Origin of the sequence: Chryseobacterium sp. Chry.R1, assembly GCF_039645525.1 — a bacterium.
Lineage (GTDB): Bacteria > Bacteroidota > Bacteroidia > Flavobacteriales > Weeksellaceae > Chryseobacterium > Chryseobacterium proteolyticum.
In genome coordinates this window covers 761,496-778,152 of record NZ_CP151793.1, presented here as the reverse complement: position 1 = coordinate 778,152, position 16,657 = coordinate 761,496, and the positions used below count along the sequence as shown (strand labels likewise).

Here is a 16,657-nt window from a genome sequence, read left to right as displayed (position 1 = left end):
ATAATCGGTCAATTATTGGCTAACTTTGAAATATAACATTAAAAAATAAAATTATGTCATTTGAATTACCAAAACTAGGATACGCGTACGATGCATTAGAACCAACTATTGATGCGAAAACAATGGAAATTCACTATACAAAGCATCACCAGGCTTATATAGATAATTTGAATAAAGCAATCGAGGGTACGGACCTGGCTGGAAAAACAATAGAAGAAATCTGCAAAACAGGAACAGATAAGCCTGCAGTAAGAAATAACGGAGGAGGACACTTTAACCATTCTTTATTCTGGGAAATTTTAACTCCGGGAGGAAGCAAAGAACCTGTAGGAAATGTAAAGGCTGCTATTGAAAACTATGGTGGTTTTGATAAATTTAAAACAGATTTCTCTGAGGCTGCTAAAACAAGATTTGGTTCAGGATGGGCATGGCTGATTAAAAATGCAGACGGTTCAGTTTCCGTGTCTTCTACTCCTAATCAGGACAACCCATTAATGCCTGTGGCAGATGTTAAGGGAACTCCGGTTTTAGGATTAGACGTTTGGGAACATGCTTATTACCTAAACTATCAAAACAGAAGACCTGACTACGTTACAGCGTTTTTCGATGTAGTAAACTGGGATAAAGTAGAGGAATTATTCAACAAATAGTTGATCGTTTCCAATAAAAATAAAAAAAAGGATCAGAAATTTCTGATCCTTTTTTTTATTAATATCTTGTGACATCACTACCGCTCAAACCGTTCATTCGTAAACCGTATTTCCAATTGACGTAAGCGAAAACCTGGTAAAGTTTGTATTCAAACTTTAATCCGTAATTTTCTTTTGGATCATAGCTGATCGACGATTCGATTACATTCCTATATCTTCCTGTATTATAATAGGAATTCCATTCACTGACCAGAATTATATTTCTTGATTTTAAGTAAGACTCTGTGTATTGGTTCATCGGTTTTGCAATAGCATTTAAAAAATAATCATATTGAGTATCCAATACAGTGATATCCCACTCTCCATCGTCATTTTTGGCTGGTTTTATCTCAGATTTCTCTTTATCCGGTTTAGGTTTGTCCTGAGACAAACAGCTAAAAGGCAGACAAAACATGCATACTATTAAAATCAGATTTTTCATACTTATAAAGTTACGCAAAAAGTACTTTAGTTAGGGTTCCTTCTGAAGAATAACAAATGCTGGAAAATGGTCGCTATATCCTCCGGTAAACTGATCCCCATTCCAGGACCTGAAAGGATAACCTTTATAGTTTCCTTCTTTATTGACGAGATATGCGGGAGCATAAATTTCAGCCCTGTAAACAGAGTACTCTTTTGTTACCTGATCGGAAATAAGGTTTTTGGAGACAATGATCTGATCGAATAGGTTAGGTGCATCCTGATACGCCAGAGAAGCAACTCCTTTTTTGTACAGAGGATACATCAGATTCAGATAGGGGGTGTTGTCATTCAGATCTTTTGAATTGCCTACAGCTTTTAAGTGATTCTTTAAACTGGAACTTACCGGGTCGTCATTAAAATCTCCCATTGCAAATAGCTTAGTAGAAGGATCTGCTGCCCGTACACTGTCCATTTGTTGTTTCAGAAGTACTGCTGCGGCATTTCTCTTAGGTAATGAGACCGCTTCTCCTCCTCTTCGGGAAGGCCAGTGATTCATAAAGAAAGCTACTTTTTCATTGTCTAAAAAACCTGTTACCACCAGGATATCTCTTGTGTATTCTCTTTTTCCGGTCTCATTGAAAATTTTTAATTCCTTTTTTAAAGAGTTCGTAACCGTAAATCTTCTCTTCTGATAAATCAGGGCAACATCAATTCCCCTGTAATCATAAGAATTATAATGAATGATCCCATAATCATATTTAGCTAAAGCGGGTTCTTTGATAAGGTCCTGAATTACCTGCCTGTTTTCCACTTCAATAAGACCAACAACTGCGGGAGCTGTTTTTGTATACTGAGACCCAAGCTCAGAAATGACCTTTGCTTCATTGGCAAGTTTGGTTTTATAAACTTTAGTATTATAGTTTTTAGAGCTTTTGGGGGTGAATTCTTCATATCCGCTTTGATATCTCAGTGCTTTTTTTCCTTTTAACAAGCCATCACTCCACGGACCATCATACTTTTCAGCCTCCAGGAATCTGATTGAATCTAATGGGATACTCCGATGAAATGCAGGATTGCTTATTGCTTTAGTGCCATCAATATAATCAGCCGAAGGTATAGTATCAAATAAATTTTCCACATTCAAAAAACCTACTGCCGCTACCTTTCTTAGCTGGCCTTGCTGGGCAAAGGTAAACATTGAAAAAAAGAACATAAAAAGGCTTAAATTTTTTTTCATTTTGCGTCAAGATTAATAAGTAGACAATTGATTTATAACTCATTTCATCTTTAAATATAAGTAAATTTAAAATAATTGAACGGAGCGTTTAGCCGGATGCATTACAAAGCCGCAATATTAAGATAACATAATTTTAAAAGTATTTCAGATTATAAAAATTTGTTAAATTTATATTTCCCTACTTTTTTAACGCGTTGAAAACTAAGGGAAAACTATAAAAAATACATTTGCTTATGATTAAAAAATTATCATTAGTCTCTTTATTTACTTTACTTCCGGCTTCTTATTATTTCGCGCAGACAACTGTGTTTGCTTATTTAAAAGATGCAGATGGAAAACCTATTGAAAGGGCAGAAGTAGATTTAAAAGGGAATGAAAATGATGTTACGGCAGACAAGATCGGCTACTTTCAATTTGTCGATTTGCAGCCCGGACATTACCAGATTGTTATTACAAAATCGAATTACGAAACCAAAGTTATGGAGTTCGATGTGACTCATGATGAAAAGAGGAAAGATTTGGGGATTATTACCCTTTATTCTAATTTAACTAATGTTGATCAGGGTTTGGCTATCATAGACAGTGATAATGACGACGACGGTAGCGGCAGCCAGACCTCCACGGTTGGACTTCTTCAATCATCCCAGGATGTATTCAGCAGAATTGCAGCGTTTGATTTAGGTTTTTACTGGTTTCGGCCCAGAGGAATTGACGGACGAATGGGAGAAACTATGTTAAACGGAGTTTCTATGATCAAGTCTGATAATGGAAATGTAGATTTTGGAAATTGGGGAGGACTTAATGAAGTGACGAGATACCCTGAAATTTCTGCGAACCATTCCCCATCAGAATACGCGTTTGGGGGAAATAGTTCGGTCATTTACAAAAATACCAAGGCTAGTGAGTACAGGAAAGGGTTTCAGTTTACACAATCTCTTACCAATAGAAACTACAGAAACAGGACCTCCCTACGCTATAGCTCCGGGATGAATAAAAACGGGTGGGCATTTACAGTAATGGGAGCAAGAAGATGGGCGGAAGAAGGAATTCAGGAAGGAACATTTTACGATGCATATGGAGCTTATTTGGGTATTGAAAAGAAATTCAATGACAAGCATAGTATGACCTTCAATTTTATTGGAGCTCCTTATCGAAGATCGACAGCAAGCCCAAGTACACAGGAAGTATATGATTACAGAGGAGTACATTATAATTCCTATTGGGGATATCAGGACGGTAAACAAAGAAGTGAAAGAGTTAGAAAGGGTTTTCAGCCGATATTCCAAATCCAGGATTTTTGGAAAATTGACAAGAAATCAAGTCTCTGGACTTCTGTCTCGTATCAGTTTGGAAAGGATAGAGGCTCGCGCTTAGACTGGCAGAATGTACAAAATCCGTCACCTACATACTACAGGAATTTGCCAAGTTATTATGATTCCTTAGACCCTAATGCATCGGTTGCTGTAGGACCTGGTGGAACGATGACGACTGCCCAGGACGCATATCAGATATCTCTGGCAGCCTGGACTTCCGGAGATCCGGGAATTACTCAGCTTAATTGGGATGCTCTTTACAAAAGGAATGGGCAACAGGCGGCAGGAACGTATTACGGGCAGACGGGACGAAGGGCTTTATATTATCTGGTTGATGATGTAAGTAATGATAAGATTTTTAATGCTGCAACACACTTTATCCACAATTTTAATGATACAACTAAGTTCCTATTGAATGTATCATATCAAAATTATAAATCAGAACAATACAGGGAAGTCAAGGATCTTTTAGGTGCCGATTTTGTTTTAAATCGGGATCCGTTTGCGGCAACCAATCAACCGGGAAAATCAGGATTGTTTAATGATGGGGAAGAGAATGTAACGAAAAAGGTCGGATACAGAATGACTTACGATTATATTTTCAGAAGACAGGAAGTTAAAGTGAATCCGGGACTAAGGTTTGCAACCGGAAAATTTGATGTATTTGTTTCTGCTCTTGCAGGCTACTCAACATCCAGCAGGGAAGGATTATTCAATCATTATTTGTATAAAGAGTCTAAAGGGAAAGGTCAGGACTACAATTACTGGAATTATGGACTGAAAGGTCAGGTAGTTTACAAACTGAATGGCAGGAACTTTTTGGTATACAATGGAGCATATTATTCGCAGGCTCCTTATCTGGAAGATCTCTTTATCAATCCCAGAGTAAACGGATCTGTAGCGCCTAATATTCAGAATATGGTAATCAGTGCCAATGATATCAGCTATGTCATTTCTTCACCGTTTCTTAAGTTGAGGTTAACGGGATACTTGGTGAACACAAGCAATGAAACCACCGTGCAAAGGTTTTTTGCTGATGGTATTCAGTTAAGTAATTCTGATGACCAGGGAAATGAAACTATTGTACAAAGTGCATTTGTAACGCAGGTAATGACCGACGTTAAAAGAAGAAATTTGGGGGCAGAGCTGGGGTTAGACGTAAAGATTATTCCTACATTATCACTACAGGGGTTAGTAAGCCTTGGACAATTTACCTATGAGAATGATCCTGTTACCTATTTTGCTTCCGACGCTTCAGGTATTTTTTCTAATGGACTTTCTTATATGAATTTAGGAAAGGCTTACATTAAAAATTATCGTCAGGGAGGGACTCCACAGCAGGCTTACTCTTTGGGGTTCAGATATAATTCTCCCAAATACTGGTGGTTCGGTGCCAACTGGAATTATTTTGATGATAATTATTTGGATCCATCCGCTCTGATAAGGACAGAATCATTTGTTCAGAATAATGTTTCTTCAACTCCTTATATTAATCTTAGCGAATCTGAACTGAGAAGAGTGTTGCAACCCAATAAGCTGCCTTCTTCATTTTTTATCAATGCTAATGCAGGAAAATCCTGGGTCATTGGCAAATATTACGTTTTGCTTTCAGCTTCGGTTAATAATATTTTGAACAATAAGAGGTATATCACCGGAGGCTTTGAGCAAACAAGAAATGCCAAATTCCCGGATTTTGTTCAGGATACAGACAGGGAGTTTACTTTATTTGGCCCAAAATACTGGTATACACAGGGAAGATCTTATTTCATTAATCTTCAGCTTAGATTTTAATTTCTATCATCCTTTATTAAAAACAACAACAATGAATATAAAAAAATACTTTAGTATAGTAATGGGAGTGGTTTTGGCAGCTTCTGTTACATCTTGCGTGCAAAAAGATGATTGGGAAACTCCACCCGTTAAGTGCACGAATAAATTTCCAGCGGTTACGATGACTATGGCTGATTTTAAAGCCCAGGCTCCGTCGAGTGGTTATATTCTCATCAATACGGACCAGATTTTCGATGGTTATGTAGTGTCTTCAGATGAAAACGGCAATTTCTATAAAACGATTTCTTTTCAGGATAAACCTGAAAATCCTACCGTGGGATTACAAATTGAAGTAGATAGAGCAAATAATTATGCTGATTTCCCTGTGGGAGCCCATATCAGAATTAATGCAAAAGGATTAAGACTTGGACTTGACAGAGGAGTTGTGAAGATAGGCTCTGTGGATAATACTTATGCTATAGGAAGAATCCCGGGACCTTTACTGAGCAGATATATGTCTGGGGTATGTAATGGAAACGGACTTGATATTGCTACGTTAAAGCCTCTTGAATTGGCGAATCTGAAGTTGGCCCAGGATGCTAATTATCTGAATATGCTGGTGAAGGTTCCGAATGTTCAGTTTTCTGCTTCTGAGATGGGTAAGAAATACATAGATTATGTAGGTGGTGCAGGAGTAGATACTGATAGAAGTATCGTGGATGTCTTTGGAAATGCAACGAATATTAGAAATTCAGGGTTTTTTACTTCTGGCTCTGCTTTGATTCCTGAAGGAAAAGGGGAACTGACATTTGTAGTAAGCCGCTACAATTCTTCATGGCAAATGCTGATCAGAAGTTTGAACGATGTACAATTTACGGGGAAAAGGTTTTTCTTTGAAGGTTTTGATGGAAGTCTGGATGATAATTGGTTTGCTGTTAGTATCACAGGAGCGCAGGTATGGAATATTCAACAGTTTGGAAATCCAAAACCATGTGTAGTGATGAATGGTTTTTCCGGAGGTAATAATGTTAATGAGGACTGGCTGATTTCTAAACCAATTTCTTTGCAGGGCTTTACTTCGGCAGCTTTATCTTTTGAAACTGACGCAAGATATAATGGTAACCCACTTGAAGTTTTTGTTACTGAAAACTACACCGGAAATCCATCGACAACAAACTGGGTGCCTTTATCTGCAATACTGGATACAAATGCGGCTGCGTTTAATACCTGGACTTATTCCGGAGATATTAATCTTAATGCCTATGTTAATAAGAGTATTTCAATTGCATTTAAATATACCTCCACAACATCGGCAGCTGCCACCTGGGAGTTAGACAATGTTAGAGTAGTGGGTAATTAAAAAACTACAATTTCCATAAAAAAGCCACTACATCTGTAGTGGCTTTCATAATTTAAATTAACTCTTTAAAAAGATACTTCGTTCACTTCTTTCCCTCGTTGGAAATTCATTACTTTCTGACTTCCTTTATACGAGATAGTAACAATGTTACTCTGTTTTGGAAAGGCGCTTAGAAGGATCGTGTTTTTTATTTTCAAGGTATTGATATCTGAAACACCTCCGGTTTCAAAATATACCCATACAGTTTCTCCGCTTACCTGACTTCCTGTAAATGTTATTGTTTTTGGAGAGCCGTTGACGTACACATCAAAATTATTATTGACATATTTTTTTACTTCTGCCTCAAAACCTGCTGTGTTCGGATTTATCTTAATAGCATCGGAAATATGACTCGTATTCATTTTCGTGGTGAACTTCAATGTTTTGCTTCCATCTATATAATCAACCTTAGTCATTGAAGAGAAAAAGTCTACATACATAAAACTCATTAACATAAAACATGTTAAAATTCCTGATATATATAAAAGTTTTTTCATCTTAATTAATAAATTTACAATCATAATTGTTCGTTATAAGTGACAAATAATATGCCAACTAGAAGTTCACGTTTACCGCATACTTGTCGTAAAATGCTTTAATGTGTGCTACAGCCTCATCCGCAGTATCTACCACTCTGTAAAGATCAAGATCGTCTTCAGCAATCATCCCTTCTTTTAGTAAAGTTGCCTTAAACCAATCTAACAGTCCGCTCCAAAACTCAGACCCAACCAGAACAATAGGGAACTTTCCGATTTTGTTCGTCTGGATCAGCGTGATAGCTTCAGTAAGTTCATCCAGGGTACCAAATCCTCCTGGCATTACAACAAATCCCTGGGAGTATTTTACAAACATGACCTTCCTTACAAAGAAGTAGTCAAAATTCATCGAATAGGATTTGTTGATATAAGGATTAAAATGCTGTTCAAAAGGAAGATCTATATTTAAGCCGATAGATTTACCCTTAGCATTAAAGGCTCCTTTATTTCCCGCTTCCATAATTCCGGGACCCCCTCCTGTAATGATACCGAAACCTATTTTCGTTATTTTTTCTGCAATTTCTACGGCCATTTCGTAGTATTTGCTTTCGGGCTTTAATCTTGCAGACCCGAAAATGGAAACACAAGGGCCTATTTTAGCTAATTTTTCATAACCGTCTACGAATTCAGCCATTACTTTGAAAACCATCCAGCTATCCTTAGTAATGATTTCGTCCCAGGTTTTTTGTCTTAAACTGTTTTGTAGTTTTGTTTCATTAACATCAAATTCCGGATTTATTAAACTTTCGTCTCTGGTACCATCCATTTCCATTGCAAAATTATTTAAAATGTTTTTCGGCTTCTTTTACAGATTCTGGTCTTCCAACATCTATCAGCAGATTATTGTGTACAAATCCATGAATATGTTCGGTTTGCATTAAATCCAGATATTCTTCCATAACAGAAAATTTGCCTGTTCTTTTTATTTTTTCAAAGATAGAAGGGTTAATGCAATGTACACCGCTAAAAGCCAATGCTTTAAATCCTTTATTGAATTCTGCAAGCCTTTGTTCTCCGGTTTGTACATTAAGCCAGCCTCTTAAAACCATTTCATCATTGAAAAGTAATTTTCTCGAACTTTCCCTGTCCGAGACGGCTAAAGTAGCAAAATCTTTTATCTTTTTGTGATAACTTACAAGATCATTAATATTAATATCAGTAAGAATATCCGCATTCATGATTAAGAAATCTTCTCCATGATCAAGGAATCTTCTAGCAAAAATTAAACCACCTCCGGTTTCAAGCAATTCTTCACGCTCATCAGATATTTCAATATTGCAATTAAAGTTGTTATTTTCCTTTAAAAAATCAATGATCTGATTTCCAAAATGATGGATATTAATGACAAAATCATTAATTCCAAAACTTTTAAGGTATTTGATATTCCGTTCCAGTAGTGGAATTCCATTTACTTTTGCCAGGGCTTTCGGATGATGGTCTGTAAAAGGCTTGAGGCGTGTTCCTTTACCGGCAGCGAAGATTAGAGCTTTCATTTGTTATAATGGGTAGATGATTATTAAAATATACACTGAGTACATTAATTATTTATATAATTGATCGTTTATCATTTATGAATTAAGATGATGTTGCTCATCATGATGTAAGCTTATTTCAGTTCCCTGAGGATATTTTTCTTTGATAAATTCGGCTATTTTTATTGCTGAATATACCGATCTGTGCTGTCCTCCGGTACACCCAAAATTAATCTGCAGATTTTCAAATCCCCGGGAAAGATAATTATCAATATTGATGGATATAATTCCTTTTACCAATTCCAGAAATCGTGGCATCTCGGTTTCATTTTCAAGGAACTCCTGGACTCCTTTATCGCTTCCTGTCTGACTTTTATATTCCTCAATTCTTCCGGGATTAAGAATTCCTCTGCAATCAAAAGTAAAACCTCCACCATTACCGGTTTCGTCTTTGGGAATTCCTCCTTTCTTGTATGAAAAACTGTGGATGTCTATGTGTAACATAAGTATATATTTTTTATTTACCCTTTAAGATTTAGATGTGTTTTCTTAAGGCTTTACGGGTTTAAAATTGTGTTTATTTTTAAATGTACTTTCTCGTGATCTAATTGTTGTATTAATTTTTTGAGCTCAGGATATTCATTTATACCTTCCCAAGTTTCCGCGAAACGGATCACGTTTTCAATCCCCTGATTGATGCTTGATATAAAATGTGGCTTTCTCTGAATAAGACCTCTAAAACCGTATGCACCCAGAACCTGGAGAAATCTCATCATTTGAATAGGTTTTACCGAGTTTTTTAGTTGATGTTGTGTCTGCTCACTTTCAAATTGCTGAATATAAAATTCTAACATTTCATTTTTGAAATCTTCGGGAAAGTTTGCCTTAGCCTGAAAAAGAAAGGAAATAACATCATAAATAAGAGGGCCTTTCATTGCAGATTGATAATCAATGAAGGAAACATCGTTATTTTCGTTAACCATGATATTTCTTGCCTGAAAATCCCGTATCATTATTCCTTTTGGCTCAAGACTTTCAATAAGAGAGGCTATGGCCTTAAATTCTTTTAGTAGGGTTGACTTATGATATTCCAGCTCCAGGACATCGGCAATGAAATTCTTAAAATAATACAGATCGTGGATGACCGGAAGTTCGTCATAATTCTCATATTCAAATGTTTTGGTAAAATCTATTTCCCCACTTGTCCGTATTTGTAACTGAAAAAGCTTTTCTAAAGTCTGCCTGATCATGGCTTTTACTTTCACGGAAAGACCCTCTTTTGCAATAATTTCGGAGAGGGTGTGTTCTCCTAAAAATTCCTGAACATATGTTTTCCGGTCTTCGGAAATAATAAGAATAGCAGGAGTGTTGAGGTGTAAGTGAGAGAAAATATTTGAATAATAGAAAAAACTTTCATTTTCCTGAATATTTTCATTATAGGTAATAATATACTTTTTGTTATCTGCCTGCGCCAGAAAATTCACTCTCGCGGATCCGCTTTGAGCCAATGTGACGAACTCAGAAGATTTTTTACCTATATGGTTTTCAAAAAATCGTTGTGCGTTTTCAGAAGTCATAATATGGAAACAAATATACTAAATTAGAGTCTAATTTTTATCTTTGTATTATGCTAAAGGATTTTAAGCCGGTTTTAAGTATTCTGTTGAGGTTCATCATCATTTATGTGGTGTTGTTGTTGGGTTATCAGTTTTATCTGAACAGCTACAAGGAAATGGGGCTGGATCCTTTTTCAAGGATGATTGCTGAACAGGTGAGCTCTATTCAGAATATTTTGAAATATCCTACACAGCTGTATAATGACGTTGAAAAAGAACAGGTCTGGTTTTATGTAAAGAATGTTTACGTTACACGAATGGTTGAAGGATGTAATGCAATTTCCGTAATGATTCTTTTCGTATCTTTTGTTTTTGCTTTCTATAAAGGAGCTAAAACATTTATTTTTGTTTTGATCGGCCTTGTGATACTTTATGTGATCAATGTTGTTAGGATCGTAGGAATTAATCTTTTGGTCAGTGATTACAAGCAGTATGAAAAGATGGCCCATGATTTTCTTTTTCCTGCTGTGATCTATGGAACGGTAGTTATCTTGTGGCTTGTTTGGATTAAATTTTTTGCTTTAAAGAATGAAAATACTTAACTGGGTTTTAGTGATACTTGGAGTTGCGGGACTTATGAGTGTACGGGTATTTGAAAATAAGATCTTTTATGATCCTTTTCTTGAGTATTTTCATAAAGCCGATAAGACAATTGCTTTTCCTGCTTTTGATTGGGGAAAGCTGATTCTTGGGCATGTCCTAAGATTTCTTCTGAATTTATTTTTTTCCTGCCTTATTATTCATTTTTTGTTTAAAAATAAGACCTGGACCCTGCAGGGTGGAGTATTGATTACTATAATTTTTCTTATTACTTTTCCCATCTATCTTTATTGTATTTACGACAGGTTTGAAGTGGGATATCTTTTTTCTTTCTATATGAGAAGGTTTGTGATCCAGCCTTTGATTATACTTCTTATTGTTCCTATGTTTTATTACAGGCAACAATTATTAAAAAGAGCTTAGATATATCAGGCTATGTTGCCGTATGTTTAACCTCCAGTGTTATATTCTCTGTAGTCCATTCCACTCTTTTTACGAAATCCCTTTCGCGGACTGGGCAATCCATGATCTGGCAGACCGGGCATGAAATCGTTTTGCAGTCATCCATATGAAAATTAAATTCAATGGTACGGTTGATATTTTTTGCCAGGAGGATAATCACATTTTCCATTTCTTTATGGGCGTCACGAAGGCTATAATACCATGGTAGCGTAATATGTGCATCGATATGGAGCGAAGCTCCGAATTGCTGGATTTTCATATTATGTACATCAATCCATTCTGCTTTTCTGTTGTTTTCAAGAACTTGAACAATCTGGATCAGTATCTCGGGATCCTGCTCATCCATAATTCCGCTTAAAGACTTGCGGATGATCTTATATCCTACAAATATAATATAGGCTCCAAACACCAAGGCAACGACAGAATCTAGCCAATAGATCTTTGTAAAATAAACAACAATTAAACTAAGAACAACTCCCAGAGTGGTAATGGTATCAGACTGGAGGTGTTTTCCTGAAGAGATCAGAACCAATGAGTTATCCGCTTTCCCTTTTTTAATGGAAATATAACCCAGCAGATAATTGACCACTGCAGTGGCAGCAATGATTGCAATTCCCCAGTCCATTTTATTAAGCGTCTTACCGACGATTAAACTATTGGTACCTTCGTAGATGATCATAATACCTGCAATGGCGATTAGCGCTCCCTCTATTCCGGAAGTTACGAATTCAACTTTTCCATGTCCGTAAGGGTGTCCTTCATCTTTTGGTTTTGCGGCCAGATGGAGTGAATAGAGTCCCATAAATGCGCTGATAACGTTCACGACACTTTCCATAGCGTCTGAAAAAACAGCATCGGAATTAGTGAGTTTCCAGGCGATAATTTTACCGATGAACAAAATAACTCCAAAAACGGCAATTAATCTTTGAAAGCCTATTTTATTTTTATTCATATTCTTTAATCTTACTAGTTTGATAAAAAAAAGAATCTCAATTTTGAGACTCTTTTTTATTTTGTTAGTTTAAACTAAGTTTTTTGATACCAGGTATTCTGCGATCTGTACTGCGTTCGTTGCAGCGCCTTTTCTCAGATTATCCGCCACGATCCACAAATTGAGCGTTTTGGGTTGTGACAGATCCCGTCTTATCCTTCCTACAAAGACTTCATCTTTTCCTTCTGAGTCTAGTGGCATCGGATATCGGTTGTTTTTCACATCATCTATTACTATAACTCCCGGGGTTTCAGATAAGATCTTTCTTACTTCATCGAGGTCGAACTCATTTTCAAATTCGATATTCACACTTTCCGAATGTCCTCCCTGAACCGGAACCCTTACTGCCGTTGCCGTTAAATTAAAAGTATCATCCCCTAAAATTTTCTTAGGCTCTTTCATTAATTTAATCTCTTCCTTTGTGTAATCGTCATCACTGAAAACGTCACAGTGTGGTAAAGCATTTTTAAAGATCTGATACGGATATACCTTCGCTACGGAATCATCACCTTTAATTTCAGAATTTAACTGATCTACGGCTGCTTTCCCAGTTCCGGTCACAGACTGGTAGGTTGAAACAACCACTCTTTTAAGGTCATATTTCTTATTAAGTGGTCCCAGAACCATAACCAACTGAATGGTAGAGCAATTAGGGTTAGCAATAATTTTATCTTCGGCTGTTAAAACATTCGAATTGATCTCAGGAACCACCAGTTTTTTGGTAGGATCCATTCTCCACGCAGAAGAATTGTCGATTACAGTAATTCCTGCTTCAGCAAATTTGGGAGCAAATTCCAAAGATGTAGAACCTCCTGCTGAAAAAATAGCAATATCAGGTTTGGCAGCTATAGCGTCATTAATGCTTACAATTGTATATTCTTCCTGTTTATACTTCACCTTCTTACCAATAGATTTTTCCGAAGCTACCGGAATTAATTCTGTGACAGGGAAGTTTCTCTCCTCCAAAACTTTAAGCATAACTTGTCCAACCATTCCTGTTGAACCTACTACAGCTACTTTCATCTTAATGATTACAATGTTTAAGTTAATATATTATGCCCCGAAGACCCTTGTCCACGGGAACGCGAATGCAAATAAGCCAACCGCAATAAGTCCCATGATTACAATTCCTAACGAAATAGTATCATTGGATTTTACTTTTTTATTGATGATCGTCATCAATACGGCTGCAATCAGCATAGAAAATGGATGTTCCACATATTGAAATCTTAGGTCTGCATTTTTCATTACTGCTCCCATATCCAATCCTTTTATAAAGTTGGTGATCAGCATAATGATTCCAATCAAAAATTGAACGTGGAAGAAGATCATGGTGAAAAGAGTGGTCTTCTTTAAAAATTTGTTCACTTTTCCACTGAAGCCAAACATGGTCCCTAAAAGTGCAATAATAAATAGTGCTACCAAAAGAAGCTCAAGATACCCAAATCCTTTGTGGGCACTAAGTAAAATCTTGTAAAAATCCATATCCTGTTTTTTTCTATTTTTCTAGTAGACAAAGATAACAAAAAATCCCGGCCAAAGCCGGGATTGATATTTATAAAATCTAAATTTATATTATTAGAAGTTGAAAGATAAATTAGCAGACCAAGTTCTTCCGAAACCAAAGAATACACGGTTAGCTGTAGCTACACCTTTGTACATTCTTCCAGCTTCTTCATAAGTCTTTCCTTTGTCTGGGTCGTTATTAGCGGTAATTTTATCACTTCCGAAAATATTTGTAGAACCATCTTGGATATACGTCGTATCAAGTAGGTTGTAAATATTAAATCCTACAGTAAAGTATTGAGATGAATCTTTTAATTTAATTTTAAATGATGCTCCTACGTCAAGAAGATTAAAATCAGGTAATTTTAAAGCTCCTCTTTCCTGATTAGCAACAGTTGTGAAAGTTGAAGCATCTAATGAAGAGTATACTTTCCCTACATATCTCCATGTTCCATAAACGCTTAAGTTTTTAACAGGTCTGATGGTTGTTCCTAAAGATGCTGTAACTTGTGGAATACTATTGTTGCTGCTACCTCCTACTTTTACTCCATCTAAATATAAAGTGTTGTTACCACTCGCTCCTACAGGAGTAATAGGATTATTATTATCATCAAATGATGTTCCTGTTGCATTTCCTTTGTATTGGTAGTCACCATATGATAACATCCCTTGGAATTCTATAAGTTGAATTGGTTTATAGGTAGCCTCAACTTCTACTCCCATATGTACCTGAGTAATACCACTGATCTCTGAATATCCATTTACCTGGCTAACTCCAGTTGATGATGTTGGATCTGCAACATCGAATACCTGGTTACCTCTTCTCAACCATCTATCTCTCCATTCAGTTCTGTAAAGGTTTACACTTGCATTAAGTTTTGAAGATCTAAAACCATAACCAACTTCTGCAGAAAATATTTTCTCATTGGTTAAAGAAGGATTAACTACCTGGAAATTGCTTGGAAATACAGAGTTTAAGAAAGGTTGTTTACTGTAGTATCCAATATTTGCAAAAACATTGTGGTTGTCATTAATATTGTAATTAGCACCCCCCTTAATATTGTATCCAAATAGATTCTGGAATCCACTTTTTGTGTTAACAATCTGACCTGTTGTTGGATTAGGCTGTCTTGTTACACCATCTTTAACAAAGTTATCTATTCTTTGATAAGCTTGGTTTGAAACTGATCCTTGTACAAATGCAGAAAAATTGTCTTTTGCATATTCAACTTGAGCAAAGCCACTATACCAAAGTACTTCACCGTCGTTGCTATATCCTACTTGGTCCTCAATTGGAGCAGTTTTTCCTCCAAATGGGTTCCAAGAAAGGTTTTTATAATCGTATACTTTATTAACTACGTAAGGAGATACATTTTTGTTACCTGCTTCTTTATATCCTGAAGCTCCATAAAGATCAGAAACAACCTGGTAATGATACCCATAATAGTATCTGTCATCTGTACCAACGGAGAAGTTCCAGTTGTCATTGATTTTATGTTGGAAGTTTGCTAAAATACCATACCAGTTGTGAGAGTTAACACTTGCTCTACGGATTAAAGTACTTCCAGCCGGTGTAGCCGGATTATAAGGATTAACAGCTTGGTTAGCGGCAAAGATAGCATCGTAATCAAAGTGTCCCATATTATCATAGTAACCTGTAGCCGATTTTCCTCCAACTTTTCCTAAATCACCGGTTCCTCCACCTCTACCATTAGACATATATAAAACTGTACTTAGCTTAGACTTTTCACTCATCGTCCAATCCCAGTTCAACATCATTACGGGTTTAGCATAATAGTTTGATCTGTTCGCTAAAGGTACCTTATTTCCGTTAGCATCAGTATAATAACCGTAATCAGAATTATATTGTCTGTAAGGGCTACCGTCTTTATCCGGGTTATAATTGATGTAATTTTGAATTGTTGGAGCAAATGTTCTTTGATCATGCCATTGTGGGGATGAAGTCAACATAAACTGGAAGTTATGTTTTTTGTTTGGCTCCCATCCTAAAGCAAAATAATATGCATAAGATTCAAAATCTGTGTTTTCAATATATGTACTACCAGCTGTTCTGCTCATTAAGAATGAGGTAGACCAACCATTATCTGATTTTCCTGTATTGTATGCAAATGATGTTTTTAAGTAGTCATTATTACCAACGCCTAATCTTATTACACCTCCTTTCTTCATATCAGCTGCACGCGTGATAAAATTAATAGTTCCCCCTACAGAAGCTATCCCTAATTTAGAAGAACCTAAACCTCTCTGTGCTTGAACAAAACTAGTAACGTCAGCTAAACCTGTCCAGTTAGAGTAGTATACAGTACCTCCTTCCATATCATTTACAGGCATACCGTTTACCATTACTGCGATGTTTCGGGATTCGAAACCTCTCATAGTAATACCACCGTCTCCAAAACCACCTCCTGATTTAGTAGCGTACACTGATGGTGTAGTGTTTAAAATCTCGGTAAGTTCTTGGTTTCCTAATCTTTCGATAATTTGTGCTGCTTTAATAGTAGATGCAGCAACCGGTGTCTTTCTATCTTTAGCGATATCTGTTACACCTTGTAAAATTACCTCCTCAATGTCTTTAGACCTCTTAATCGTGTCCTGTGTTTCTTGAGCGTAATAAACACTAGCTGTAGACAATGTAATTACTACAGTCAGTATCGATTTGTTGATTAATTTCATAATCGTTAG

Annotated in this window: 16 protein-coding genes; 5 read left to right on the top strand and 11 right to left on the bottom strand. The window is 36.4% G+C overall.

Annotated elements, in window-relative coordinates; all coding sequences use genetic code 11:
• Positions 1-53: 53 nt before the first annotated feature.
• On the top strand, positions 54-650 hold the full coding sequence (locus tag AAEU33_RS03645) for a superoxide dismutase (protein ID WP_194304258.1): 597 nt from the start codon (positions 54-56) through the stop codon (positions 648-650).
• A gap of 58 nt (positions 651-708) precedes the next feature.
• On the opposite strand, the gene AAEU33_RS03640 is transcribed toward AAEU33_RS03645, so the two are convergent.
• Both AAEU33_RS03640 and AAEU33_RS03635 read right to left on the bottom strand, forming a co-directional pair.
• Positions 709-1,131 (bottom strand): DUF6146 family protein, encoded by a 423-nt coding sequence (locus AAEU33_RS03640; RefSeq protein ID WP_345990962.1) that lies wholly within the window; start codon positions 1,129-1,131, stop codon positions 709-711.
• Positions 1,132-1,161: 30 nt separating this feature from the next.
• On the bottom strand, positions 1,162-2,349 hold the full coding sequence (locus AAEU33_RS03635) for an endonuclease (protein WP_345990961.1): 1,188 nt from the start codon (positions 2,347-2,349) through the stop codon (positions 1,162-1,164).
• Positions 2,350-2,582: 233 nt separating this feature from the next.
• Here AAEU33_RS03635 and AAEU33_RS03630 point away from each other — a divergent pair, with 233 nt between their 5' ends.
• The gene (locus AAEU33_RS03630) at positions 2,583-5,453 is read left to right on the top strand and encodes a carboxypeptidase-like regulatory domain-containing protein (protein ID WP_345990960.1); all 2,871 of its coding nucleotides are present in this window, start codon (positions 2,583-2,585) and stop codon (positions 5,451-5,453) included.
• 31 nt (positions 5,454-5,484) lie between these two features.
• The gene (locus tag AAEU33_RS03625) at positions 5,485-6,792 is read left to right on the top strand and encodes a DUF5689 domain-containing protein (RefSeq protein ID WP_273650440.1); all 1,308 of its coding nucleotides are present in this window, start codon (positions 5,485-5,487) and stop codon (positions 6,790-6,792) included.
• A 65-nt stretch (positions 6,793-6,857) separates the two neighbouring features.
• Here AAEU33_RS03625 and AAEU33_RS03620 read toward each other — a convergent pair whose 3' ends face one another.
• The 5 genes from AAEU33_RS03620 to AAEU33_RS03600 all read right to left on the bottom strand — a co-directional run bounded on the left by AAEU33_RS03620 (position 6,858) and on the right by AAEU33_RS03600 (position 10,416).
• Positions 6,858-7,328: a DUF6702 family protein gene (locus tag AAEU33_RS03620; protein ID WP_228457017.1), complete on the bottom strand. Its 471-nt coding sequence runs from the start codon at positions 7,326-7,328 to the stop codon at positions 6,858-6,860.
• Between the two features lie 58 nt (positions 7,329-7,386).
• Positions 7,387-8,133, bottom strand: a complete 747-nt coding sequence (locus tag AAEU33_RS03615; RefSeq protein ID WP_172282231.1) for a TIGR00730 family Rossman fold protein — start codon at positions 8,131-8,133, stop codon at positions 7,387-7,389.
• A gap of 13 nt (positions 8,134-8,146) precedes the next feature.
• The gene (locus tag AAEU33_RS03610; RefSeq protein ID WP_345990959.1) at positions 8,147-8,860 is read right to left on the bottom strand and encodes a nucleotidyltransferase family protein; all 714 of its coding nucleotides are present in this window, start codon (positions 8,858-8,860) and stop codon (positions 8,147-8,149) included.
• Positions 8,861-8,935: 75 nt separating this feature from the next.
• Positions 8,936-9,343 carry an RNase adapter RapZ gene (locus AAEU33_RS03605; RefSeq protein WP_172282234.1) on the bottom strand — a complete coding sequence of 136 codons (408 nt, stop codon included), beginning with the start codon at positions 9,341-9,343 and terminating at the stop codon, positions 8,936-8,938.
• A gap of 53 nt (positions 9,344-9,396) precedes the next feature.
• Positions 9,397-10,416 (bottom strand): phosphotransferase, encoded by a 1,020-nt coding sequence (locus AAEU33_RS03600; protein WP_345990958.1) that lies wholly within the window; start codon positions 10,414-10,416, stop codon positions 9,397-9,399.
• 50 nt (positions 10,417-10,466) lie between these two features.
• Between AAEU33_RS03600 and xrtF the strand changes: the two genes are divergently transcribed.
• Positions 10,467-10,997 (top strand): exosortase family protein XrtF, encoded by a 531-nt coding sequence (gene xrtF, locus AAEU33_RS03595; protein ID WP_345990957.1) that lies wholly within the window; start codon positions 10,467-10,469, stop codon positions 10,995-10,997.
• Positions 10,984-11,418, top strand: coding sequence for an exosortase F system-associated protein (locus AAEU33_RS03590; RefSeq protein ID WP_345990956.1), 435 nt, complete (start codon positions 10,984-10,986; stop codon positions 11,416-11,418). Before xrtF ends, AAEU33_RS03590 begins: the two co-directional genes overlap by 14 nt.
• Before the next feature lie 10 nt (positions 11,419-11,428).
• Here the strand turns inward: AAEU33_RS03590 and AAEU33_RS03585 are convergent, their stop codons facing one another.
• The 4 genes from AAEU33_RS03585 to AAEU33_RS03570 all read right to left on the bottom strand — a co-directional run bounded on the left by AAEU33_RS03585 (position 11,429) and on the right by AAEU33_RS03570 (position 16,648).
• A complete protein-coding gene (locus AAEU33_RS03585; protein WP_172282242.1) occupies positions 11,429-12,409 on the bottom strand; it encodes a cation diffusion facilitator family transporter in 981 nt (326 codons plus the stop codon).
• A 69-nt stretch (positions 12,410-12,478) separates the two neighbouring features.
• Positions 12,479-13,471 carry an aspartate-semialdehyde dehydrogenase gene (locus AAEU33_RS03580; protein WP_172282251.1) on the bottom strand — a complete coding sequence of 331 codons (993 nt, stop codon included), beginning with the start codon at positions 13,469-13,471 and terminating at the stop codon, positions 12,479-12,481.
• A gap of 30 nt (positions 13,472-13,501) precedes the next feature.
• Positions 13,502-13,933, bottom strand: coding sequence for a hypothetical protein (locus tag AAEU33_RS03575; protein WP_345990955.1), 432 nt, complete (start codon positions 13,931-13,933; stop codon positions 13,502-13,504).
• A gap of 93 nt (positions 13,934-14,026) precedes the next feature.
• Positions 14,027-16,648, bottom strand: coding sequence for a TonB-dependent receptor plug domain-containing protein (locus tag AAEU33_RS03570; RefSeq protein ID WP_345990954.1), 2,622 nt, complete (start codon positions 16,646-16,648; stop codon positions 14,027-14,029).
• Positions 16,649-16,657: the final 9 nt, after the last annotated feature.